General features: G+C 46.6%; 24 protein-coding genes and 1 tRNA gene. 10 read left to right on the forward strand and 15 right to left on the reverse strand.

The annotated features are described in order from the left end of the window. Positions 1–457: 457 nt before the first annotated feature. Genes PSE7367_RS09935 through PSE7367_RS09945 form a run of 3 tightly spaced genes read right to left on the reverse strand, consistent with a single transcriptional unit; the run spans position 458 to position 3,346 of the window. A complete protein-coding gene (locus PSE7367_RS09935; protein WP_015165227.1) occupies positions 458–805 on the reverse strand; it encodes a hypothetical protein in 348 nt (115 codons plus the stop codon). Positions 806–842: 37 nt separating this feature from the next. Continuing rightward, positions 843–2,714 (reverse strand): superantigen-like protein SSL4, encoded by a 1,872-nt coding sequence (locus tag PSE7367_RS09940; protein WP_015165228.1) that lies wholly within the window; start codon positions 2,712–2,714, stop codon positions 843–845. An 11-nt stretch (positions 2,715–2,725) separates the two neighbouring features. Next, on the reverse strand, positions 2,726–3,346 hold the full coding sequence (locus PSE7367_RS09945) for an RNA polymerase sigma factor (RefSeq protein WP_015165229.1): 621 nt from the start codon (positions 3,344–3,346) through the stop codon (positions 2,726–2,728). Between the two features lie 550 nt (positions 3,347–3,896). Between PSE7367_RS09945 and PSE7367_RS23145 the strand changes: the two genes are divergently transcribed. Beyond that, positions 3,897–4,163, forward strand: coding sequence for a helix-turn-helix domain-containing protein (locus PSE7367_RS23145; RefSeq protein ID WP_015165230.1), 267 nt, complete (start codon positions 3,897–3,899; stop codon positions 4,161–4,163). 35 nt (positions 4,164–4,198) lie between these two features. Here PSE7367_RS23145 and PSE7367_RS09955 read toward each other — a convergent pair whose 3' ends face one another. From PSE7367_RS09955 to PSE7367_RS22715, 3 genes are all read right to left on the reverse strand, one after another. Beyond that, entirely contained in the window at positions 4,199–5,563 is a 1,365-nt protein-coding gene (locus PSE7367_RS09955; RefSeq protein ID WP_041698409.1) for a gluconeogenesis factor YvcK family protein, read from the reverse strand. A 175-nt stretch (positions 5,564–5,738) separates the two neighbouring features. After that, positions 5,739–6,173 carry a secondary thiamine-phosphate synthase enzyme YjbQ gene (locus PSE7367_RS09960; protein ID WP_015165232.1) on the reverse strand — a complete coding sequence of 145 codons (435 nt, stop codon included), beginning with the start codon at positions 6,171–6,173 and terminating at the stop codon, positions 5,739–5,741. Next, a complete protein-coding gene (locus tag PSE7367_RS22715) occupies positions 6,160–7,161 on the reverse strand; it encodes an RsmE family RNA methyltransferase (protein WP_015165233.1) in 1,002 nt (333 codons plus the stop codon). The genes PSE7367_RS09960 and PSE7367_RS22715 overlap by 14 nt, the downstream gene beginning before the upstream one ends. Positions 7,162–7,442: 281 nt before the next feature. Here PSE7367_RS22715 and PSE7367_RS09970 point away from each other — a divergent pair. From PSE7367_RS09970 to PSE7367_RS09980, 3 genes are all read left to right on the forward strand, one after another. Further along, positions 7,443–7,531: transfer RNA gene (locus tag PSE7367_RS09970), tRNA-Ser, on the forward strand. Positions 7,532–7,563: 32 nt separating this feature from the next. Then, positions 7,564–7,785 carry a protein IsiD gene (isiD, locus tag PSE7367_RS09975; RefSeq protein ID WP_015165234.1) on the forward strand — a complete coding sequence of 74 codons (222 nt, stop codon included), beginning with the start codon at positions 7,564–7,566 and terminating at the stop codon, positions 7,783–7,785. A gap of 119 nt (positions 7,786–7,904) precedes the next feature. Beyond that, positions 7,905–8,702 (forward strand): SDR family NAD(P)-dependent oxidoreductase, encoded by a 798-nt coding sequence (locus PSE7367_RS09980; protein WP_015165235.1) that lies wholly within the window; start codon positions 7,905–7,907, stop codon positions 8,700–8,702. Between the two features lie 81 nt (positions 8,703–8,783). On the opposite strand, the gene PSE7367_RS09985 is transcribed toward PSE7367_RS09980, so the two are convergent. Then, positions 8,784–9,119, reverse strand: coding sequence for a DUF5340 domain-containing protein (locus tag PSE7367_RS09985; protein ID WP_198013405.1), 336 nt, complete (start codon positions 9,117–9,119; stop codon positions 8,784–8,786). A 416-nt stretch (positions 9,120–9,535) separates the two neighbouring features. Beyond that, a complete protein-coding gene (locus PSE7367_RS09990; RefSeq protein ID WP_041698410.1) occupies positions 9,536–10,540 on the reverse strand; it encodes a type VII secretion protein EccB in 1,005 nt (334 codons plus the stop codon). Between the two features lie 837 nt (positions 10,541–11,377). Between PSE7367_RS09990 and lysA the strand changes: the two genes are divergently transcribed. From lysA to PSE7367_RS10010, 4 genes are all read left to right on the forward strand, one after another. Beyond that, positions 11,378–12,790 (forward strand): diaminopimelate decarboxylase, encoded by a 1,413-nt coding sequence (gene lysA, locus PSE7367_RS09995; protein ID WP_015165238.1) that lies wholly within the window; start codon positions 11,378–11,380, stop codon positions 12,788–12,790. 101 nt (positions 12,791–12,891) lie between these two features. Next, on the forward strand, positions 12,892–13,794 hold the full coding sequence (gene cdaA / locus PSE7367_RS10000) for a diadenylate cyclase CdaA (protein ID WP_015165239.1): 903 nt from the start codon (positions 12,892–12,894) through the stop codon (positions 13,792–13,794). After that, entirely contained in the window at positions 13,791–14,549 is a 759-nt protein-coding gene (locus tag PSE7367_RS10005; RefSeq protein WP_015165240.1) for an isoprenyl transferase, read from the forward strand. Before cdaA ends, PSE7367_RS10005 begins: the two co-directional genes overlap by 4 nt. A 373-nt stretch (positions 14,550–14,922) precedes the next feature. Further along, positions 14,923–16,131 (forward strand): NAD(P)/FAD-dependent oxidoreductase, encoded by a 1,209-nt coding sequence (locus PSE7367_RS10010; RefSeq protein ID WP_015165241.1) that lies wholly within the window; start codon positions 14,923–14,925, stop codon positions 16,129–16,131. Between the two features lie 31 nt (positions 16,132–16,162). Here PSE7367_RS10010 and PSE7367_RS21950 read toward each other — a convergent pair whose 3' ends face one another. After that, complete coding sequence (locus tag PSE7367_RS21950; RefSeq protein ID WP_156800373.1) at positions 16,163–16,339, reverse strand: hypothetical protein; 177 nt, start codon at positions 16,337–16,339, stop codon at positions 16,163–16,165. 61 nt (positions 16,340–16,400) lie between these two features. On the opposite strand from PSE7367_RS21950, the gene PSE7367_RS10015 reads away from it, so the two are divergent. After that, a complete protein-coding gene (locus tag PSE7367_RS10015; RefSeq protein WP_015165242.1) occupies positions 16,401–17,753 on the forward strand; it encodes a glycosyltransferase family 2 protein in 1,353 nt (450 codons plus the stop codon). A 272-nt stretch (positions 17,754–18,025) separates the two neighbouring features. Next, a complete protein-coding gene (locus PSE7367_RS10020; protein ID WP_015165243.1) occupies positions 18,026–18,595 on the forward strand; it encodes a hypothetical protein in 570 nt (189 codons plus the stop codon). Positions 18,596–18,730: 135 nt separating this feature from the next. Here PSE7367_RS10020 and PSE7367_RS10025 read toward each other — a convergent pair whose 3' ends face one another. The 6 genes from PSE7367_RS10025 to PSE7367_RS10050 form a co-directional block, all read right to left on the reverse strand. Continuing rightward, positions 18,731–19,273 carry a cyclic nucleotide-binding domain-containing protein gene (locus PSE7367_RS10025; protein WP_015165244.1) on the reverse strand — a complete coding sequence of 181 codons (543 nt, stop codon included), beginning with the start codon at positions 19,271–19,273 and terminating at the stop codon, positions 18,731–18,733. A gap of 426 nt (positions 19,274–19,699) precedes the next feature. Then, positions 19,700–20,308: an IS630 family transposase gene (locus tag PSE7367_RS10030; protein ID WP_041698413.1), complete on the reverse strand. Its 609-nt coding sequence runs from the start codon at positions 20,306–20,308 to the stop codon at positions 19,700–19,702. A 164-nt stretch (positions 20,309–20,472) separates the two neighbouring features. Further along, positions 20,473–21,150, reverse strand: a complete 678-nt coding sequence (gene istB / locus PSE7367_RS10035) for an IS21-like element helper ATPase IstB (protein ID WP_041699222.1) — start codon at positions 21,148–21,150, stop codon at positions 20,473–20,475. After that, positions 21,038–22,726 (reverse strand): IS21 family transposase, encoded by a 1,689-nt coding sequence (istA, locus tag PSE7367_RS21170; RefSeq protein ID WP_015146090.1) that lies wholly within the window; start codon positions 22,724–22,726, stop codon positions 21,038–21,040. The genes istB and istA overlap by 113 nt, the downstream gene beginning before the upstream one ends. 248 nt (positions 22,727–22,974) lie before the next feature. After that, complete coding sequence (locus PSE7367_RS10045; RefSeq protein WP_083883781.1) at positions 22,975–23,439, reverse strand: helix-turn-helix domain-containing protein; 465 nt, start codon at positions 23,437–23,439, stop codon at positions 22,975–22,977. Between the two features lie 469 nt (positions 23,440–23,908). After that, positions 23,909–24,517, reverse strand: a complete 609-nt coding sequence (locus tag PSE7367_RS10050) for a peroxiredoxin (protein WP_015165246.1) — start codon at positions 24,515–24,517, stop codon at positions 23,909–23,911. Positions 24,518–24,580 lie beyond the last annotated feature (63 nt).

The raw sequence follows: 24,580 nt of genomic DNA on the forward strand, positions 1-24,580 counted from the left end.
GCAATACCAGGCTTTCTCAAGATCGCACCAACATATTTATAACAACTTTATAACAACACCCATAAGTAACCTCTATTCCCATGCACATATGGTTGAATATATGGTCAAATTCAAACTAACATATTTAAAGTTGTAGATCTATCAGACATATTACGCAAATAATTCTTGGTTGATAGTTAGAATTAAAACTTAAATCCAATTAGCCTAAGCACGAATTTAATATTTTGAGCGGACTACTACCAGATAGTTCTCAACCATAAATAATTATAATTTAAGATGGCTATAGATCAATGCGAGCTAGATCAGCACAATCTAGCCCCATTTAAATTACCCATTTAAATTACTGGCATGGCTATATTAAGGATTTTTAGTTTTAGTAAAGCACAATTGAGCCAGTCTCGATCCTATGGCCAGATCCATTACCAGATACACTTATATGTACATGCCGACTCTATACCTAGATTATACCTAAAGCCCCCGCCAGCAGAACATTCATCCCCGCGATTAAACCAGGGTGAATCACGATCGCCCACAAGCCCGGCACATTGATTTTTTTACATAAAGGTAGCGCTAACCAACCGATTAGGATATTGGCGACCAAAAATACGATCGCCCAGATCGCAATATGCGGACGTAGTCCGGCAAAAATCAACCAGGTCAAAAAATTGGCACCCATAACTAGCCCCATCCCCTGCAACCAGCCAGATGAGCCAATTACAGGCATCTCGGGAGACATCCACACTAAACCGGCCCAAGTTAGAGCTGAAATTACGCCACAGACGATCGCGTCAATCACCAAAGCCATATTAAATTTAATTATTTAAGCTGAGCAAACCTAATCACTAGTCAAGCTGAGCCGGAATACCCTGGCGACGCAGTTCTTCAATACGTTGCTGAGCAGCACTAGCATCATTGTATGCCCCTACCTGTAACTTACCATCACTCGGCCGCACATAGGCATTTTGATCAATCTGTTGGGTTTGATTGGCATAACTTTGATCAACCACCACCTTATGCACAGGATTATTGACTGGCCTGGAAGTGCTAGGGGCAGGAGGAGCGATCGCCCTAGTTGGCGCTGGCGCAGGTGCGGGATTATTCGCCCTGGCTGATTCCGCCGATAGTAATGGCGCATATTGCACTGGAATATTATTCGCTGGTTCAGACACCGTGCGCGACTGGGCGGGATTAGAAACCCGATTCGGACTATTTTTGAGTTGCTGACTATATCGCCCTTCATTACTCTTTTCGATCGTGGCCGAGACAACACTGCCGCGATGTTCTAGCTGGGCAGGCTTGTTAGATTGATTAGCCGGGGCATTATTCGGCTTCTGGGTTGGTAAGGGCTGAATTGCGATCGGTTTGTTGCTGCGACTTGGCGAAGAATTTGGTGGAATAAAATTAGGTGAACTAGTAGCGGTCTCAATATTTTGAATCGGTGGAGTAGAAAGCTTAGGCGGCGCTTGGGGCGCTCTTTTGGCCACTGGTGCTGGTCGGGAATAATTTTGCTGGGGTCGAATTTTTACCGCTGGTTCCACATAGGAATCATAGCGCGGTGGAATTGCCGCCGGTGGATTATAGCTATTGTAATCGGGCAGATCGGTTACTGGAGGCAAACTAGAAAGACTATCCAGGCTTGGTTCTAGTTCCGGTGGCAACGCTGAAACCGATGGCAGATCATTCAGGCTTTCGGTGATATCCGGTGAGATCGCCGTAAACTTATCCAGGCTTTGGCCAGGAATACCATTATCCCCAGGCAAAGTGGCATAGGGCAGATCGGGGAAGATTTCCTCGTCGGCCAGCAAACTATCGATGTCATGCTCAGCCCGCAGCGTAATATCAGCCTCGCGCTGCAAATCTCGCTGCGATTGCTGTTGATTTAGCATGTTGGCAAAATCCGATGGCCTGACCAATAAATAGCCCACCACCGCACTGGCCATCAATAGCAAGAACATCGCCGCGATCCCCAGGGGGCTGGTGATAGTGAACTGTGCTTCCTCTTCTTCTGGGGCTACCGGTGGCACAGGTGCATCCTCTGGAGCGTAGGGCGCAGTATTGTTATTGTCGTAGCCCTGATTAATTTCCTGTAGCAACTGCTCATCAATCAAGCTATTATTTGGCAAATTACTATTCGGCAGGCTGCCATTAGCATTTGCGTTGCTAGGATTGAGATTAACCTCAACTGTTTCCTGGTCATCATCACCATAGAACCTCGAACCGATCTGAGTGGCCTCTGGATCAACCGTGTTAGGCATGATCGGCATGGTGGGTGGTTGATTGCTTTGAATACTAGGATTGCCATTACTATTCTGCGCGATCCTGTGGCTGGCTCCAGCAGATGCGGCCATCTCCATTGGTAGGGGCAAATGATGACCATCTACCATTAGTTTTGGTGGTAGCTTGGGCTCGACAGGTGCAGCGGCCTTAGGATTGTCAACACCAGGTGTAATTGGCCGATCGCTGGCGATCGCATTGCGGACTTCTTCACTCATCGAAAGCTTGAGCGGTTGATAGGCATTGAGGTAGGAAAAACTCTGTCCGTTGTCCTGCCAGTGATGATAGCGGCTTAGCTCATCTTCGAGCGTGGTATCCAGGCCAGTCAGCGCCGATTGCAACATTTCTGATTGCGATAGCTCAGCTTTGGCGATCGCTTTGGATTCTGGCTGATTCGACTTGGCAGGACTCGCAGGACTCGCAGGACTAAGTGTATGCATAGGAATGAACCTCAAGCGGTGATTAAATTCTGAGCTAGATAAATGTCTTGAATGTCGGCGGGCAGAGCCGATCCGAGCGCCTGATATGCCTGGGATAGTAAATCTTGGACATCAGCGGCGGAAACGCTATCGCCCTCGGCTTGGAGGTAGGCGGCGATCCGGGTGGGGCTCCATTTAAACGTCTGGGAGAGCAGCAGCACCAGGCGCAAATCCCCCGACAACTGAGCCAGGGCTTGATTGAGATAGCACCAGAACACGGGTGGTGTATCGCTGAGGGAATATTGGATTTCTTCGACCGGGGGCAATTGACCGTGATTGATCATCATCGCGGTGACGTTGATCAACCAACTTTGCAGGGAAATTTTACTGGTGGCCGATCGCAAGGTGAGCGATCGCATTTCGTTAAAAATGTATTCCCAGGTTTTGACGAATAGATAGTCGGATTGGACGGGCGATCGGGTAGCTGTGGATACCAGCGTGTAGATCACCTGACCATAGCGACAAAAGATCGCCGCAAAATATTGGCCGCGTTCGGGATGGCGCTGAAACAAGGTCAGCAGTTCCTGATCACTTTTCTGGGAAAGTGCCTGAACGTTGGGGTCGTTGATTTCGGGAAGAGGTGGAAGTTGCACTGTCGCTTGCCAAACCTAATATGATTCGATCGCTATGCTTTGTTTATATGCCGCTGCCGATCGAGCCGGGACAAGATCGGATAGGTGTTTCTATGCGGGTGTGGGGAGGGAGGTGTAGTAGAAATGGCGTAGATCGCCTTTCTTTACGTTGGATTTTTATGTTCACAGGGTAGCAGAAAAGTCAAATAACGCAACCCAACGATTACTTTTGGTGAATTTAGCAACTATTTCTTAATATTTCGATCGCTTTTTGTACCTGTTTGTACCTGTCTGGCCTGATACCCAGTTTGCCAGCGGCCACCCCGTTGATGCTTCGATCGCCCTTGACGTTGATCGTTTATGCTTTGTTTCCTTCATTATATTAAATACGGTTTGCGAATATTCTTTTGTTTACTTACCTTAATTCCAAATAGCAATCAGTAAAGTTAAACCATCACCAATCGATTGTGTAGTCTAAAGTAATCAAGTAAAAACTGTATTTATTGCAGTATGATTTCACATCAAGGCTCAATAAGGCTCAATATAGATATAGATCATTGGAATACCTGAAATGGCCGAAACCTACTACGAACTTACTACAGAAGAATTAATACGTTCTTGTCATGAGCTTACAGGCGCTGAGCAGGGGGTATACTTTTATCTTCAGGCTTCTTCAATTGAGGAATTAACCTTGAAGAGTATATCCGAAGATCTGAATTTCCATAAATCTACTGTGTCTAGGGCAATTAAGCAACTTAGGAATAAGGGATGGCTTAACGTATCTGTTGTTAGGGCTGGGACTTTGAGAATTGATCCATATCCTGAAAACAAGAATTAGGATTATTATTGTTAACAAAGTTCTAAAGATTAAGCCTACTGGCGGTTATACCACCGCATCAACACCCCCGCCAGCTTATCCGAGTCGTGCTTAACCGTGCCATCGCGGTTCTCCTTCATGATGTTGGCCAGTACCAGCGGACAGCCCAGCGCCCCCAGTTCTTCCCGATCGACCTCGATGAAATTGCTCCCACTGGCGGCATACTTCTCGATCGCCTTGGCCGAAGGTGGATTCTTCTGCGCCAGCACCACATCAAACAGCCTGGTTTGCGCCACCCGATCGATCGCCCGCACATGATCCGACACCGTATAACCATCAGTTTCGCCCGGTTGCGCCATGATATTACACACATACACGCAGGGGGCACGGCGGTTTGCGATCGCCTCCAAAATCCCCGGCACTAGCAAATTAGGAATAATACTGGTATAGAGGCTACCAGGGCCAATGATAATAAAGTCGGCCTTTTGAATGTCTGCGATCACCTGGGGCAAAGCGATCGGGTTCTCTGGCACACAACCCACCTTCACGATCGTGCCACCCGCTTCGGGAATATTCGACTCGCCCTCGATCCGGCGACCATCTTCCATCTCCGCCCACAGCATCACATTGTCCAACGTGGCAGGCAAGACTCTGCCTCTGACCGCGAGGACTTTGGAGCTAGCCGCGATCGCCTTGTCCAGATCGCCAGTGATGTCGCTCATCGCGGTTAAAAATAAATTGCCAAAGCTGTGCCCCGACAAGCCCTCGCCCACCTCGAAGCGATATTGAAACAGCTCCGTCATCAACTTTTCTTCATCGGACAACGCCGCCAGGCAATTACGAATATCACCCGGTGGCAAAACGCCATGCTCTCGCCGCAATCGCCCCGACGAGCCACCATCATCGGCCACGGTCACCACGGCGGTAATGTTGGCGCTATATTTTTTTAAGCCCCGCAGCAACGTAGACAAGCCGGTGCCACCACCCACGGTCAATAATCGGGGGCCTTTGTTTAATTTATGGTGGGTAATTAAAACATCGACTAATTCTTCATCGCCATCCGGCATCAACACCCGCGTGATCGACGACAACACGCGCCGTTGTCCCCAGGCCAGCAAAAAAATACCAATTAATAAGGCCAATGGCCCACTCACATAGCGGGGGATCGCATTGGCCAAAGTATCGATCGCCGCATTAATAAACTTAACAATAAAAAAGACTGGGGTCAGCCGCGCGGTGATCGCCAAACCCAGCACCACCAGCAGAATACCTACCAGACTAATAAACAGCCATCGTTTGACGAATAAACCTGGCAGCATCCATTTCAGCCAACCAAGCGAGAACCAGGTCAATCGCCTGGTCAATCGGGGGGATACACGTCTCGATCGCTTGATTAGTTTTCTTTTCTTGCGCCGCGCCACTTGGTCTTAGTCTTAGATAATGCTTGATTAGCAGTTGCGTTGCTAACCTGGAGTTGCCTGAAAATGCAGAAAATGCATAAGTCTTGACTAATATAGCCTAATTGCGTGACCAGAGCGTAAATCAACTAGTAATAATTACTTATGAATGGCGATCGGTAATTAACTCAGGAATAAACTAATTCCCGGCAATATGCACCACCACTTCCCTGGTGCGGCCGCGATCGCGGTGCTCCCACACGTAAATCCCTTGCCAGGTGCCGAGTACCAGCCTACCCTGGGCGATCGGGATATTCTCTGAGGTGCTGGTTAGCACGGTGCGAATGTGGGCTGGCATGTCGTCGGGGCCTTCATCGGCATGAATATAATCGCGGCCATTTTCTGGGACTAGCTTGGCAAAGAATCGCTCTAGATCCTTAAGCACGTCAGGGTCGGCGTTTTCTTGAATGATCAAGCTGGCCGAGGAATGCCGCAGAAATAAAGTACACATGCCGGTTTGAATCCCGGACTTTTGGACTGCGTTTTGCACTGCAGAAGTGATATTTTGCAGTGTTTTGCCGGAAGTGCCCAGCCGGATTGCCTGTTGATAGATGTTTTGGCTATTTGTAATCATCTGCTTGCATTACCCCATTGACTATTGCTAATGCTACCACTGGTGCTGTGGTGGCGGTCAAAATTGAGGTTCCCAATGAAACAGCTTGAAAACCCTGGGTTTTGGCGATCGCCTCTTCTGCTTTTGTCCAGCCACCTTCTGGCCCTGTGGCAATAATTAGCTGAATGCGATCGGTTGTTATTAATTGATCCCGTTGCTCCCGATCGGTGGAGTTTGTCGGCAAATTTCGATCGTTTTGCTCAAGATTAATACTTTGCTTACTTTGCTGATCTGAGATCAGGAATTGACTTAGCGATCGCCATTCTTGTTGCCAGCTTGATAATAAATGGGGTGCGTGATCAGTTATGCAAATGTATTTAAATTGCTGAGCTTGATTAGGTTCAGGCCGATCGCTAATACCCTGGGCAAAATCCTGGAAGTTCTGCGGCAATTCAATTTGGGCAATCCTGGTTTGTAAAGACTGCTCAGTGGCTTCTTGGGCGATCCGCTGCCAGCGTTGTTGCTTTTGCTGACCGATCGGTTTGTTGGCATTAAACACAGTGCGATCGCTGTAGAGGGGCACAATCCGATCGACCCCTAGTTCAACTGCAGGTTTAACGATCGCCTCAAAACTATTGCCCTTGGGCATTGCCACCGCCAGGATGATTTCTATTTGATTAGTGTGATCGGTCAGGATTAATTCAAGTAATCGCGCTGCTGTTTTTTCGCCCTGACTCAATTCAATTTGGGCGAGCCACCACCTGCCACTACCATCGATCGCCACAAATTTATCCCCTGCGCTCAATCGCAACACCCGGATCAGGTAATGCTCCTGCTCGTTGGTTAATTCAACTGGTTGATAACTAGCAAGATCGATTACAACTGGGGGGGATTGATGCGATCGCAGGGTTAACCGTTGTAAGCGCTGCCCCAGTTGTTGTTGAATTTGCTGGAGTTTGTGGGCAGGCGTGGGGCGATCGGACATGATTGTTTTTATTAGGCGCGGCATAAACACAAAATGAATTTGGTAATGAAAAACTGAGTATTACCTTCATGCTGCCCAAATGTCGGCATAAGAAATTAGCACTTTGCAAACCTGAGAAACTCTCTATTTGTTTAAAGTTAGGCTGGATCAGATCGCCGTTGCCTGTTTAAACTTTTGCAGCGCTCAAATTTGCTAGTTCTTTAGCTATTAAACCACTTCCCAAAATAGCTTAAGTAATCATAAAATATTAATCAGGGACTAGTTGCAATCAACTAGAATCTGTTAAGATAAGTAGTCCGCAGCCTGGAGAGGTGGCTGAGTGGTCGAAAGCGGTAGATTGCTAATCTGTTGTACGCTGTAAGGCGTACCGAGGGTTCGAATCCCTCCCTCTCCGTTCGATGCAGTAGCTAAGTTGGGGTAACCACCATGAGCACCAAACAAGCATCAGAAGTAACCGAAGTCGATATCGAAAAGCTAACGCCCGAAGATGTGGCGGAGCTGGCCGAGCGGCTGGAAAAAGATGACTATGACAATCCGTTTGAAGGATTGAAGGATTGGCACTTGCTGCGCAGTCTAGCCTTTACCCGATCGGAATTGATCGAAGGTTATTACCATTTGCTCGACCTCGAAGAATATGATGAATGTTAGGCAAGGTGGTTACTAGGTTAGTTAACTAGCTAGTTTGGGCAGTGTTAATCAGCCTGGTTTTGGCTTTTAACCTAATAACCTAATCATCTAAACAAGAAAAAAATTACACTAATTACACTATGCCACTGGCGCTAATTACTGGGGCATCAAGTGGTATTGGTGCAGCCTTTGCGATCGAACTGGCTCAGTCTGGCTACGATCTGGTGCTGGTGGCGAGGCGAACTGAGAGATTAGCAGCGATCGCCCAGCAAATTAAAAACACTTACCAGATATCAGTAAAAACTCTCACCGCCGATCTCAGTAGCGAGGCGGGCATGAGCTTACTTGAAGGTGAGATCGCCTCAATTCAAAATCTCTCGCTCTTAATCAACAATGCTGGTTTTGGCACTAGTGGCAACTTTGCCGACATTGACCTGCGCAAGCAAATGGACATGATCAACTTGCAGATTATGGCGGTGGTGCGATCGTGTCGTGCTGCTCTGCCAGGTATGATGCAACGTAATCAGGGCAGCATTATTAATGTATCTTCGATCTCGGCCTTTTTGCCCACCGCTGGAAATGCTAACTATGGCGCAACCAAGGCTTATTTGGTTAGTTTCTCTGAGGCGCTGCAAGCGGAATTAATCAACACTGACATCAAAATCCAAGCGCTTTGCCCTGGCTTTACCTACAGCGAATTTCACGACAGTGCTGAATTTTCCCATTTCGATCGCCGCCTTGTCCGCCAATGGCTGTGGCAAGAAGCAAATACAGTGGCGCAATTATCGCTTGCTGCCTTATGGGCAAATCGATCCCAGCGATCGGTAGTTTTTATCCCCGGCTGGATCAATCGCCTGCTGATCGCCATCACTCGCCCTAAGCTAATGCGAGTTTTATTGGGGTTGTCTCCCCAAAGAACAGTTAAAACAGTTAAGTAAACGTGAGCTTGACCGATCTGAATCAATACCAAGCAATATCAAGCAATATCAAGATTGAGCTAATTATTAAGCATCATTTTATTAAGCATCATTATTCGTCGCATCATTTTGTTGATTGACAGCGACAGAATTGCCCACCGGATCAGAGCCAGAGATACTATTCCCGTTGGCCTTACCGCCATTTCTAGCATTTGCTTCATTGAGTGACCAGCGATAGGTTGTAGCGATCCCCCGATGTTCGCAGTTTTCTTCAAACTGTTTCTGCAAGACCAGCGCCTTACGCAGCATGATAATTGTATTTTGAATATTTTCCCTGGCCACCCGATCAGACAGATCGATCGCCGGTAAGGTCTGCCGCTCTAGCAACTGTAAGAGTAGTTCGTAGTGAATGTGAGATGGAATTGGGATTGGCTCCAAAGTTACCTCTTTAGCTCTAGGTTGGGTTAAGAATATGGTAGCAATATGGATAAGGGAGCGGGGTTCCAAAGATTCAAGCCTAATCGGTGGGCTGGTTCTCAGCTCCAACATATATGCCAATATACTCATATCCTTAGCATTACTACCAAGCATATATCTGAACTTTGCCTAGGTTTTTATGGTTAGGCAAACAACATCGATCTAAGCAGGATTAATCCTTCAGCTTCAGACTAAATCACAGGACTAAACCCAAACCTCAGGCCATCTAACACAATTTGGTTTCACATTCTAGAGGAAATATACTCTCTCTAGATTTACTATCTTAAGCCAGAAACCCTATTTTCAAATGAGAGAATTGCGGATTTGATTTAAGGCCGCGATCGCAAATAACTTACATAGCATCAACTAACATCAACCTAAAAACTGGGTAGGGGTGGCAAATCGGCGATCGCATCTAGCTCCGCATCCTCAATTACAAGAATTTCTTGCCATTGATACCCCAATGCTTCAAAGGTTTTTTGATTGGGAATCAACCGCTTGCGTCCCGAATGGATTACATAGACCGCCGGAGCTGAACCCTTAATCAGAGTACCATCTTTGAACCTGGGTTCGACCTTGCTGGCCAAGGGTAATGAGAGGGGGATTTGGGCTAGTTCTCGATCGCTAATTTGGATCACATCTTCCCATTTATATCCCAATGCCTCGAACGTAAAAGCATTAGGGACTAAGCGACGCTGACGGCCACTGATTAAATACACCGCTGCACTATCACCTTTTAATAATGAGCCATCGGCATAATTCACCTCCCCTATTTCACTAATATCTTGAATATCCTCGCTCGGGTTTAATTCGGGAATTGCGGCTAATTGTTGGGGCGGAATTGACACCACATCTTCCTGTTGGAGGCCAAGTGTCCCTAAAGTTGTTGGGTCGGTTAATTCACGGCGTTGCCCCGCCAGAATTGTATAGAGCCGATCGCTATCACTGGCCTTAACAATCGTACCCTCAGCTAGGGGCTGATTTAAGACACTTTTAATCGGTGGGAGTTCGGGAATATTATTGAGGTGATGATCGGGGATTTGAATCACCTCGTCCCAGCTATATTCAAGGTGATTGAAGGTGGCCTCGTCGGGGATCAACCTGCGCCCACCCCGATCGATTACATAAATTGCGGCGCTACTACCCCTCAGCAGAGTGCCCTGAGATAGGTTGAGCTGAGCTTGGAGATAGTAATAATGAGGCTGATGATTGCTAGGCGGGTGGGGACGGTTGAGGGTGCTTGCTTGCAGGCCAAAGGGCTTGGCGATCGCAAAGCAGCCAAACAGCGATGTAGAAATACCGATCGCCAAACTATACTTATGCGACTTATGCGGGAAGCGATTCATTTTGATTTTGAATGTTTTGCAACGAGTTTGGGGCATGATTGAGCGTTAATTACCGCCATACAACATACAGCTTAGGCATAATCTAGTGCTGTTTCAATCGAGATGTTGTGCAAGGAGTAACCCGAATGCTAAGAGCCACAAGATACCAATGCAAAAGAAGTCTTTTGAAGATGCATTAGGCATAAGTGGATGCAGATTTAGACGCTCTAGATCAGACTATGGTTCAAATAATTCAAATAATTCAAATAAAGTTTGAGTATGGCTTAAATTAAGCTGGGGCATGAGTAGATAGTGATCCCTAATTTGTGGCAAGTTAGGAATTACACAAGACCATCAGATTTATTATGTTGATTATGTTGATCAATTGGTTGATCAATGTGACGCGATCGCTAATTAGAAGTTCCAGGTCAATTAGCAATTTTGGGCAAAAAGTTGCTTAGCCACTGATCACGCAAATCTGAACTGGCTCATTTCAGCCCAGAAAATGGTAAGAATAGATCAATGGTTTAGCAAAATTATGGCAACAAAACTGTAGCGATATATAAGCAAGATTTTTAGCAAACGCGCTTGAGCCATTCTGGCTGCTTTGACTGAATGCTGCTTTGACTAAATTATGGCTAAATAATGTCTTTAATATCATTACCTGTGCAGAATTACCGCCAAAAGTTATAGTTGTTAGCGCAATGCGATCGTAAAGCTGCTAAGGTATTAACCTGGTTTTGCTAATGGCTTAGAATCATTCTGAACAAGGGGAAAAATAGGCTAGCTGGATTATTGCTCAAAGGAGCGATCGCACCAGATAATAACGCTTAATATTCAGGGTAAGCTTAAAGTTATAAGCATAAAGTTTAAATCCACCAACGTGCAAAAACAATGACCACCGTTCTCAGCGATCTATCCCATCAGCTTGTTAGCAGCCAAATCGATCAGGCTGTGTTGAATAGTCTTTCCCCCAACCAGCAACTACTGCCAATTACGGCCAAAATCAATCAAGCTGATCATCTGGAAATTGGTGGCTGCGATGTGGTTGAACTGGTTAAGCGCTATGGCTCCCCCCTCTACATTTTGGATGAAGCCAGTTTGCGATCGGCCTGTGGTCAATATCGTCAGGCATTTACTAAATATTATGATGGCCAAGCCCTGGTGCTTTATGCCTCCAAAGCCTGGAGCTGCCTTGCGATCTGTGCGATCGTCTCAGCGGAAGGTTTGGGCCTGGATGTGGTTTCTGGTGGTGAGCTATATACTGCGCTCAAAGCTGGTGCCAATCCTGAGCAGCTTTATTTGCATGGTAATAACAAAGGCATTGATGAATTAGAGTTAGCGATCGAGGCAAACATCACGATCGTAGTTGATAACTGGTATGAGCTAAAAACCTTGGCTCAATTGGCCAAAGCACATCAAAGCCCTACCAAAGTAATGCTACGGATCACGCCAGGGATTGAATGCCATACCCATGAATATATTCGCACTGGGCATTTGGATAGTAAGTTTGGTTTCGATCCCAATCATGTGGAAGCTGTACTGGCATTTCTGGCGCAGCCGGAAGTATCGGCTCATCTCGATTGTATTGGCCTCCATGCCCACATTGGCTCACAAATTTTTGAACTGCAACCCCACCGCGACATTGCCCAGGCGATTTTACCCTGGTTTAAGCTGGCACAGGAAAAATATGGCTTGAACTTGAGCGAACTGAACATTGGTGGTGGCCTGGGGATTCGCTACACCGAAAGCGACGATCCGCCTAGCATTGACGATTGGGTGAAAACAGTCTGTGAAGGGGTGAGCCAGGCCTGTGCTGAAATCGGTCTAGCCTTGCCGAAGTTGCTGTGTGAACCGGGGCGATCGCTGGTTGGCACTACCTGTGTGACCGCCTACACGATCGGCAGCAGCAAAACTGTGCCCGATATCCGTACCTACATCACCGTAGATGGGGGCATGTCTGATAATCCTCGACCGATTACCTATCAATCGCTCTATCGCACTGTGATTGCCAATCGGCTCAGTGCCCCAGCAGATCAATTGGTCACAGTAGCTGGTAAGCATTGTGAATCGGGCGATATTCTGATCAAAGATGTACAATTGCCAACCACAGAACCCGGTGATGTATTGGTAGTTTTGGGCACCGGTGCCTACAATTACAGTATGGCTTCTAATTACAATCGGATTCCCCGCCCTGCCACTGTTTTAGTGCAAGATGGAGAAGCAACTACGATTATTAAACGGGAAACCTACAGCGATCTATTACGGCAAGACATTTTACCGGAGCGATTAACCCCACAGCACTAAACTCTAAAACTATCAGCACCAGCACCTTGAGACCTTGTAAAGCCTTTGTTTTTAACCTGGTTCACCATAGCCATTTTCAGCAGCAGATGAGAGGTTTATGAATGCAATTTTTATCCAACCTAGATTGGCTTGCATTCATACGAGTAATAATTGATTTACTGGCAGTTTTGCTGCTGGTCTATTTGATGCTGGCATTGAGTAGCGATCGCCGTACCCTTTTGATGGTGCGCGGCTTTATTATTTTGCTGATCTTGCTGGCGGTGAGCGATCGCTTTAATTTACGGTTGTTGGAGTTTATTCTCGATAAACTACTAATTGGTGCAGCCGTGGCGATCGCCGTGATGCTGCAACCAGAATTACGGCGGTTCCTGGAACAATTGGGCAGTGGTAAATTTGATGTGTTGCTGTCACCGGTCAAGGCCAAGCTGAATGACACCCTGGCCGACTCACTGGTTGATGAAATGATGGAGGCCGTAGTTGAATTATCTCAAAATCGCACTGGGGCATTGATAATTATAGAAACCGGTGAGCCGATCGATGAGCGGGACTTTTCGGTGCCCGGTGTAGCGATTGATGCCAAGTTGTCAAAGGAGTTATTGCAGACTATCTTTCAAACTAACACCTTGTTGCATGATGGCGCAGTTTGGGTGCGAGAGGATCGGGTCTTGGCGGCGGGGGTAATTCTACCAATTTCTGAACGAGCCGCCTCGCGGGAAATCGGCACCAGACATAGAGCCGCCATGGGGATCACCGATCGGGTCAGCAATTGCTTTTGTGTGGTGGTTTCGGAAGAAACAGGTTCGATCGCCATCGCCGAAAATGGCAAACTCGATCGCCCTCTTGCCAGCAGCAAACTCCGGGAAATCCTAGAGCAAAAGCTAGCACCAGAACGCAACATCACCCTGGCTCAGCGGGTATCTCGATTTAGGCTGATCTGGAAATGGCTCAGATTAGATAAGTTAGTCAACAAGTTATTGAAACGGAATCTATCAGTAAAGAAATGACAGCAAAGCTATTGCAAACCTTGCCCGCTGATCTCGATCGCCATCGCCTACCTAAGCATGTAGCCGTGATTATGGATGGTAATGGCCGCTGGGCTAAGCAGCGAGGCTTGCCAAGAGCCCTGGGACATCGCCAGGGGGTTGAAGCCCTCAAGGATTTGCTGCGCTGCTGCATCGACTGGGGAATCCAATCGCTTACGGCCTATGCCTTCTCGACCGAAAACTGGCAACGGCCTTCGGAGGAAGTTAATTTTTTGATGTTCCTGTTCGAGCATATGTTGCGGTTGGAACTAAAAAATTTGCAAGCAGACCAAATTAGAATTAATTTTATTGGCGATCTAGAACCTTTGCCGGTTTCTTTGAAAGCAGAAATTCAACATGCGATCGATGTGACGGCCAACAATCAGGCGGTCAATTTTAATGTGGCGGTCAATTATGGCGGACGGGGTGAGATTGTGCGGGTTTGCCGACAGTTGGCGGAAATGTCGCAAAATGGCGAACTTCACCCTGACGCGATCGATGAGGCTTTATTTAGCCAGCATCTCTATCAATTTGGCGCTAGTGATCCGGATTTGTTAATTCGTACCAGTGGCGAAATGCGCTTAAGTAATTTTTTGCTGTGGCAAATGGCCTATGCGGAGATTTATTTTTCGGAAATTCTGTGGCCCGACTTCGATCGCCATGAATTTCATTTGGCGCTGAGTGCTTTCCAGAGCCGCGATCGACGCTATGGCAAAGTTAACCAGACTCCATCGTAATCGTCAGCGATCGCCTTGGTGTGATGTGATTATTGATTATTACTTGATTTGCTCAAGTTACCCACCTTTTACACACCTTAAAACTCTTGCAAAAGTGCCGTATTGAAGCGACGGAATTACGATCGCGTCAGTTATGTGAACATTTATTCAAAAAGTCGGTTGAATCTTAATTTCGGCCATGAACATTGATCAGGCTGGATAATTTATCCCCATAGTCATACCCGCATCAAGCCAGAAGTTCATACACTAGATCCTAGGGAAATGAATGGTGCTTTTGCCCCAGCCTAGATCGTAGAATCCAGTTATTATCATGAGCCTTGACATCCCAAGAGCAGAACTCAATTCAATCAAGATTAATTTAACGAGTAACTCAATGAGTCAGATTTGTATTGTTGGTGGTGGTTTTGGTGGTTTATACACAGCCTTACACCTGACCCGTCTGCCCTGGAATCAAAAACCGTCCATCGTGCTAATCGATAAGAGCGATCGCTTCTTATTTACACCTTTGCTCTACGAACTGATCACGGCGGAGCTAGAACCCTGGGAGATCGCACCATCATTTGTGGAGTTGCTCAAAAATACTGGCGTTAGATTCATTCATGCCACGGCTACGGCGATCGATACCGAAAACCGCCGCATTAGCCTATCTGGTGAAGTTGCCCCTGCCGAAATAAGTTACGATCGCTTGTTGCTGGCGCTGGGGGGTGAAACGCCGATTAATATTGTGCCCGGTGCCACTGAATATGCATTGCCATTCCGTACCCTCAAGGATGCGCAGCGTTTAAACGAAAGGCTGACTCAATTGGAAGCTTCGAGCAAAGATAAAATCCGGGTCTGCATTGCTGGTGGGGGCAGCAGCGGTGTAGAACTGGCCTGCAAAATCAGCGATCGATTAGGCGATCGGGGGCGGGTGAGGCTGGTCGATCGAAATTCCACGATTCTGACCGATTCGACCACGGCAAACCGTGCTGCCGCCGAAAAAGCCCTACTGGCTCGCAATGTCTGGATTGATCTGTCTACCAGCGTAGTGCAGATCAATGATGGTGAAGTGGTCTTAGACTATGGCGGCGGCAATGATATTCTGCCCGTTGATATTGTGATGTGGACAGTGGGTAATCGCATGTCTAAGCTAGTCGAGAGCCTGCCTCTGCCCCATAGCCCCCGTGGCGGCCGCGTAATTACCGAGCCAACCTTGCAAGTGCAATATCACCCTGAGCTTTTTGCGATCGGCGATCTGGCGCTATGTCGGGATGCCGATGGTCAACTTTTGCCAGCCAATGCTCAGGTGGCCTACCAGCAATCGCAATATTGCGCTACGAATATTTGGGCAAGTTTAAATCAGCGCCACCTCACGCCATTCAAATATTTAGAACTGGGCGAGTTCCTGAGCCTGGGGATCGAGGATGCGGCGATGTCGGTGTTTAATCAGTTCACGGTTGAGGGCGTTCCGGCGATCATGGCGCGGCGCTTGATTTATTTAATGCGGATGCCAACCCTAGAACATCAAATGAAGGTGGGTTTAAATTGGTTGACTAAGCCAATGGTGAATGCGATCGAGAAGGTAACCGGTGCGATTAATTAAAAATCTTAGATCTTAGTTAGGCATTTTCTGGTTATTGCTGACTTATTGCCACTGAGGTGATTACAGCTTGGCGATCGAACCTGAGGGGCTTGGGTATTGCCAATCGGCGATCGACACAGTTGTTATTACTGCTAATCTTCATGGAATTAACCCTGCCAGCGAGTGAATTGCTGAACCCAGCCATATACAAAAATTTAAGGATTGTCATAATAAATAATATGATTAATAGAGGCTTCACATTTTTTTGAGTAGTTAGCAGCTAGAGCTTGATGGGTGAAATAGATTTCAACGAAAAGGGCGAAGGACGCAGAATTAAGGCAGCGACATTATTAACTCTGATTTACGGCGGTGTGTTTTTATTACATTTGTCGTCCTGGGGCATTAGAGTGATCCAGGCGGGGATCGCCCTGATGGTCGTGCATTTCCTGCGGCTATTCCTGGCGCGATCGCACCCAGGCCATAGTAGTGAGCGCGAATATCAAGACTACCAGCCCAAGGTTTCCCTATTGGTGGCGGCTAAGAACGAAGAGCAAGTGATTGCTAATCTGGTGGCAGGGCTTTGCCAACTGGAATATGACCCAGAGCTATGGGAGTTGTGGGTGATTGATGACAATAGTAGCGATCGCACACCGGAAATCCTGGAGCAACTCAAGCATAAATACCCCCAACTCAAAACTCTAAATCGTGATGCTGACAGTTTTGGTGGTAAATCTGGGGCACTTAATCAGGTTTTACCCCTGACTATGGGTGAGATTATCGGTGTGTTTGATGCGGATGCCCAGGTGAGCAAAGATTCCTTGCAAAAGGTTATTCCCCTCTTTGCTAAACCCAGGTTGGGGGCAGTGCAACTCCGCAAAGAGATCGCCAATGCCAACTTTAACTTTTGGACAAGAGGACAATCGATCGAAATGGCGCTGGATATCTGGTTCCAGGATCGTCGTGCCAAGGTTGGCGGTGTGGGCGAGTTGCGCGGTAATGGCCAGTTTGTGCGGCGATCGGCTCTGTTTAGCTGTGGTGGCTGGAATGAACAAACGATTACCGATGATCTGGACTTAACCCTGCGCTTGCACCTGGACAGGTGGGATGTCCGTTGCCTGTTTCATCCGGCGGTGGCGGAAGAAGGGGTGGTGGGCTGGTGGCAGCTTTGGCATCAACGCAATCGCTGGGCGGAAGGTGGTTATCAACGCTATCTAGACTATTGGTCTTTGATTGTGCGCAATCGGGTTGGCGTGGTCAAGTCGTTTGACTTGCTCATTTTTATGATCATTCAATATATTCTACCGACAGCGGTAGTTCCGGATTTGCTGGCAGCCTATATTCTGCAACAACCACCAATCCTGATGCCGTTGTTTTCTACCTCTTTTGCGATGTTCACGATGGTGATGATCATGGGCAATCGCCAGTCCTATCAGTTGCCCTGGTATCGATTGTTGTGGCATACGATCCTCGGTAGCATCTATATGACCCACTGGTTGTTTGTGGTGGCGAGTGTGACCCATCGGATGTCGATTCGGCCGAAGCGATTGAAGTGGGTAAAAACAATCCATCAGGGGATCAGCGATTCGCTGGCGTTTGAGGATTACGATGAGATCGATGGGCTGGGGAGCCAGAGTAGTAAGTAGTTTTGCTTGACCTGACTAGGTTTTGCTAAGAAGCGATCGTTGTTCTGATTGTGCCTAATATGCAAAGAAAAGAGAGTATCTCTACTATGCGCTAATAGAATCATGCTCAGCTTTAATCAGACTTTACGATTATCAAGATATCAGGTTATTATTTAGATACTTTGTACTTTGGCACAATACTTATTAGGTTTAAATTATAGTGTTTATCCTGCGCTACTTAAGAATTTAGGCATTTATTAACTAATTTCTCTAAATACAGTAGTTGGAATATTATGATTAGCGAGCAAAATTCTTTTCGATCTGCTGCCACAAAAGCATTGAAAAAAACGATCGGTTTCTCCGGTGCTGTTCTTGTTTGCACCTTCAACATTGCCCCTGGTTTTGCAATGGTGCAATCAACTAATCGGTTTAATCAACCTGAATCTAGTTTGCCAAGTAATGTCAAGCTAGCTCAATTCGGTTTGATTCGAGATGCGATCCGAACGGGCGAGCAAATTCAACGGATTGAAGAAAATGAAAGGGAAAATGAAGTGGACGCAGAGCGCGATGAGATCCGCATTGAGCGGGAAAAATTGCGCCTAGAGCGGGAAAGGCTGCGCCTGGAGCAAGAGCAATACCAATTTGAAGCTAAAAAAGCAGAAGATGAAGAAAAACGGCTAGCAGCCGAACGCCGTCGTCAATACTTTAATAGCCTCTCTCCAGAGGAGAAAAAAGCATATATCGAACATCAGCGAGCCCTACAACTAGAGAGGGAACAACAAATCACCGAAGGTATAAGGGCAAGTGGTGAATTTTTTGACATGATATCTGATGACCCAGACACTGTCATTATATTTGACTAAGATTAAGGCTTTACTGCTCCCTTAACTAACCACACAGTAGGGAGCAATAAAAACAAGCTGATTGGTGCTTTTGATTGGAAGCGATTACACCCTCTGAGGGAAAGAATAAACGCGATCGCCCCAGATTATAAATTTTCAATTCTCAACATTTAAAGTTAACCAATGGAATTTAGCCTCAATCAGCTCTAAATCCTCTTGCTTTAGCGGCGAAAATTCTGGCGTAACTGTCTCCAGATAACTATCATCGGATTGATATCCCAACCGTTTGACCGTACCCCGCATCCGATCGGCCAAGCACTGACAAATGCCGCGATAGAAACGAACCGCAAATGCTTGGTCTGTGCGCAGTTTATTCAAGAGCTGAATGCGGGGGATTTCCAAAATGGTGCAATCGCCTAGTGCCTCAACTGTAGCGATCGGCACGCTGGCATCAATAAACGAAATCTCGCCAACCATCTCACCAGCAGATATTTGAGCCAGTTCACGCTCTTGCCCTGCCTCCCCTGGTTTGATGTAGACCCGCAAGGTACCATCCAACACCATATAAAGAGCACTAATACTCTGCCCTTCATAGATCAAAGTGGTGCCTGGCTCGAGGTTTTTTTTATGTCCATTTTTTGTGATCCAGTTTAAATCCTCATTATCTAGCTCACTCAGGATTAAATATGCTTTTTTCATGAATTTTGTGCCAGTATATTCAGCGAATGGAGTTAGCCGATCGCCAGCTAAAAAATATTATTATTTGGTTATTTTTGCTCTGTGTCTGGATATATTCGGTCGCCAAAATATGATTGATAGCAACTTTGATCCAGGTCTTTTGAACAGCTCAATATTAATCAATATTAAATTGAGATAGAGAATTTAATTTGTGCTATCTCGTCTCATACTCATCTTGCCCGATCGAACCCAGATTGAACTTCATGTTCAATTTAACTGCTTCAATTTTGCCACTAACCTTGTTTGGCCAGGTTTAATAATTAGTATTACTTAAACATTCCTTATTTAATGTTTGCATCATACTCTAAGCCCGGTGACCTCTGGCTAAGCTTTATCGCTTGTTTTAGAATTTACTATAATTTATTGTCCCAGCACGCTAGTGGATTGTCAGCTTTCAATTTGTGGGTAAAGTCGCTTAAGGCGAATACGAGCATCTGCAGTTGTGAATTGCCAATCTACCGACTTCTGCAAATGATTACGCTCAATGAACCAAGCTGATGTTTCTTGTTCAAGAGTTTCTCGATCTGGGATCCGTCGATCCAGACATTGTCGGGTTAGTGCAGACAGCTCGATTTCGGCAATATTTAGCCAACTTCCATGTTTGGGCGTATGGTGAATTTCTAGCCGTTCGACCAACCGACGCGCAGTGGACGGAGCAAAGGCCTGATAGAGCGAGGCAAGTTTGTGAATGTTCAAATTGTCACATACCAAAATGACAGTCTCGCAATCGGCGTAGTCTTGTTCAAGTAAGCGTTGAATTTCGATCGCCCAATCAACTGAGGTTCTGCGTTCACTCACAACTGCTTTACGCCAACCGGCCAAAGGTTCTGTAAACAAGAAAATATTAGCGGTGCCATTGCGCTCATATTCATAATCTACCAACTCTGGTTGTCCTGATTTAGCCGGCAATGGAATGCGTGTTTGTTTAACCAATTGCACCGGTTTTTCATCCATGCAAATTACCGGATGCTTAGAATCATAGGGTTGGTGATAAATCTCTAGTACATCTTGTTAAATGTCAATTACCAATTTCGACGGCGTCAATTACTTGGCAAATAGCGGATGTAAATGACGTGTGCAAATGACAACTAAAACTAAGCTGAAAGGAACTGCATATGTTGAACCTCAAGGAGCAGTAAGATTCGGATTGATAGCGATTATTATTTTTGCGAGCGCTCAACAGCGTTGCGTTTACGGAAACTATCAGCATGAATTTCAACAATGAGAGCATGATGAATGAGGCGGTCAACGGCAGCAACAGTCATCATGTCATCGGCAAAGATGTGATCCCATTGCGAGAAAGGCTGATTAGCAGTAATGATGAGGCTTTTGCGTTCATAACGATGAGCAATCAGCTCAAACAGGACGGAAGTTTCAGCCTCAGATTTTTTGACATAGCCAAGATCATCAATAATGAGTAAATCAAAGCGGTCAAGTTTGGCAAGGATAGAGGCAAGCTGAAGTTGTAGTTTGGCTTGCTGTAGATGTTGTAGCAAAGCATAGGCCGAGAAGAACTTAACCCGTTTGCCCATTTCAATCATCGAGCGCCCGAGCGCAGCAGCAAGATGAGTTTTACCGACCCCGGAAGGTCCAAATAGCAAGCAGTTTTCGGCCCTATCCAACCAGGCCGTATCTTGTGCCAGTTGGATCAGTGGCGCTGATTTGAAACTAGGGCAATGTTCAAAATCGAAAGAGGTAAAGCTTTTACCAGTAGGTAATTTAGCCTCAGCGAGAGCTCGTTTGATCCGATTCTGTTGGCGATAATCCAGTTCCAATTCGCACAGAGCGAGCAAGAACCGGTCGTAAGCCCAATGCTGTTGGGTGGCCTTCTGCTCGATAGTCTGCCAATGTTGGAGCATGTGCGAGAGTCGTAGCTGTTTGAGTATCAGGCTCAGAGTATTGTTCGGGTTTGGTTTCGAGGAGTTGGTCATAGGCTGAAAGCGAATGTTGTTGTACGTTTAGTTGAGGTACGCTCAATTGCTGCTGGGGTAGTAGGAACTGTTGCTGTAGAGCCTTCAGGCTGAGAGTGCCCTGCTGCAGTTGGGTTTCAAGATAGTCGGCCACTGTAGTTTCTCTATCGTGCTTGGCAGCAATATAGAGGGCTTCAACCATGATGCGCGCTGCATTATCGATTTCAAAATCAGCCTGTAACCTCTGCCACAGCTGCCGCCATTGTTGATTAGGCAATAGGTCTTGCTGCCAGGTGCAGTAAATAAAGGCACGGGGTTTACGCCTGAGGCTATCAATTACATGGCGGTAGTTAATACAGCGAGCACGGCGGATTTTGGCTGACCCATGTACTCGCAAACGGGGTAGTTCCACCACTTGTTGCTGCCCCAAATAACCGACCAGGCGGTTGTGATAGATATGAATATTCAGCTGCCTGCCAATCAGTCTTGATGGCACCGTGTAAAGAATGCAGCGCACCGAAATGGTGCTGTGGCAGGTCACCCGCACCGTCAATTCTTCGTAATCGGCACAGCGATATCTCGGTAGTGGTTGTAGGGTTACTTTTTCCTCGGCAAACTTGGCGCTGCATTTACAATTGAGCTTGGCAACCACCTGCTCGATAAATTCTTGATATGCACTCACTGACTCAAACTCAAAGCTGCCACGCAAATACAGAGCTTGGCGCAACCGGCGCTTGAAATGTCCATGGGGAGATTCGATGGAGCCATTTTCATGAGCCACGCCTGGGTTATTGCGACTTGGACTCATGCCATAGTGTTCACATAGCTCGGCATAGAATTGGGTTAGTGGTTTATGCCGTTTGCCCGCCATATTCCGATAGGCAGCACTCAAATTATCGGTGCGATGCTGCTTTGGTACACCACCACAGGCATGCAGCGCATTCTGTAATCCTTCAGACAAGCCGATAAAGCTCTCGCCACCCTCGATTACCTGCACATATTGCCAGCCACTGTAGGCCAGACGGTAGTGGTACAGCAGGTGCTCATATTGTTTCCCTTTGATGGTAACTTCCACCTGTTTGAGCTCGGTAAAATCTGATAGACCCATTTCGCCGGGCTGATGGCGGATCTCAAACATTACCTCCTGCGGTTTGCCATGGATACTTTTCCATACCTGCACTCGCCTTTGTAAGGTACGCAATTGTTGCTCATATTGGCCTGGATAATGCTCGGCTAGATATTCATACAATGTCATCGCCTCTAGACGAGGCTCACGTCGAAGCATTGGCTCTAGCTCTTCCTCCCACACTCCTGATAGCGGATCTCGGCGGGTGCGCCAATCTCGCTCACCTTTACTCTTGGGCTGGTGTTTGCCTTGCTCAATACGGCTGCCGCTACGGACTGATATGCCGGCAATCTCGGCTGACTCATTTTGATTGCAGCCGACCTCTCGTGCTTTCTTGTACACTTGCACTTGATATTGTTTTATATATTGACCTGACACTGCTGACGTTCCACTTTCCTGTTTGAACGTCTTTAGTGTCTTTCTTTTTTCCCGTTTTGATCTCTTTTTTTCTAGTTGACGCCTACCTCCACTTGCGATCTCATATCCTTGCTGGCGATCATCTTTTTATGCCAAGTAATCGTCATCCAGACGCCAAGGTAATTGTCGCCTAACAACATCTTCCATATGAGCAACAAAATCGGCATTTTGCTCAGGTGGAATCACATACTGTTGACGTAGATGTGGTTTCAGTTCGTTTTTTTCAGCACTTGTCGCACGGTCTCGTGACAAATAGCTGGTACAATTTCTAACTCCACCGCTTTATCAGCAAGCAATCGCAATGTCCAGCGAGCATGACCAGCAGGTGGTTCGCTACAACGTAAGGCTATTAGCTTTGCCTCCGACTCTCCATCACATACGTGTGGTCGTGGCGCACTTTGGCGAGGTTTGCGTGCCAAGGCCGACTCTAAACCTCCTTCAATCAATCGTTGACGCAGGTTGGCTACTGTATTGCGATGGCAACTAAAGGTGGCGGCGGCTTCCGCATCTGTCCAGTTCTGGCCATTTATATCGATATTTAACAGAATGTTGGCATGTTTGATTTTATAGGCGGCGGCCTTACCAGTAGACACAAGATTTTGCAGCTCTTCGCGCTCTTCCTTGCTCAAACGGACGATATAGCGTTTAGGCATAATATACTGCTCGGATAACATAGGTATAGTTTATCCATCTTTCCCTTAACTCACAAACCCAAGATTGACAGAACACTAGTCAAAACTATGCACTTTCAGTGCAAGATTTGGTAGTCATGCAGTAGTAAGGATAATTGGCAATCGATTTAAAATTCGGAGCTTAGCTTGTTTGGGTTATGGATATTCAACTATTTCCTAGATCCTTACTTGTTAAGCACTACCTAGGATTTAAATTTGGCGGCATTAGGATCAGCGTCAATGCGATCGATCGCAGCTAAGTAATCTTGCCAAGTAGCATTAACCCACAAATTAGTAGGTGTCTGGGCATCTATTTTAGATGTTTTAGGTGTTATGAGCAGAACTCCTTCCCAACTTTTGAAACTATTAATTAGCCTGGTCGGTAAGATATTTGTAGATACACCAATTAACTAAAGCCTGAACTAATCCTAACCCATGATCGATCGGGCGATCGGCGCAATAAGAGCTAAATCTATTCCAGGGTTTCAAAGAAGCCTCTAGCGGACTTGGAACTTGGGGTGATTGTTTTTTGGCCAGGTTGCCAATCGACCGGACAGACTTCATTGGCATTCACTTGGGTATGGTGGATCGCCTTGAGGGTGCGCAGCGTTTCATCCAGGCCACGACCGAAGGCAAAATTATTAATTGAGGCATGCTGAATAATGCCGTCCTTATCAATAATAAATAAACCGCGTAGGGCAATCCCAGCCGCTGGATCGAGCACATTGTAGGCAGTGCTAATCGCCTTGGTGATATCGGAAACCAGGGGATAGTTAAGATCGCCCACCCCTCCTAATTTGCGATCGGTTTGAATCCAGGCCAGGTGGGCAAACTCACTGTCTACCGATACACCTAACACTTCCGCACCCAGTTGCTTAAATTCGGCATAGCGATCGCTAAATGCCATCACCTCCGTCGGGCAAACAAATGTAAAGTCCAGTGGGTAGAAAAATAGCACCACATATTTTTTACCCCGATAATCAGACAGCTTGACGATCTTAAATTCTTGATTAACCACCGCCGTCGCACTGAAATTTGGAGCTGGCTGACCAACCCGCAAACAATTATTTGCCTCGATCATTCCTATCTATCCTTAAGCTTTTGCATAGGTCTGTTGCATCAAACCTGTATATCACTAGCCAAT

The sequence above is a fragment of the Pseudanabaena sp. PCC 7367 genome (assembly GCF_000317065.1).
Lineage (GTDB): Bacteria > Cyanobacteriota > Cyanobacteriia > Pseudanabaenales > Pseudanabaenaceae > Thalassoporum > Thalassoporum mexicanum.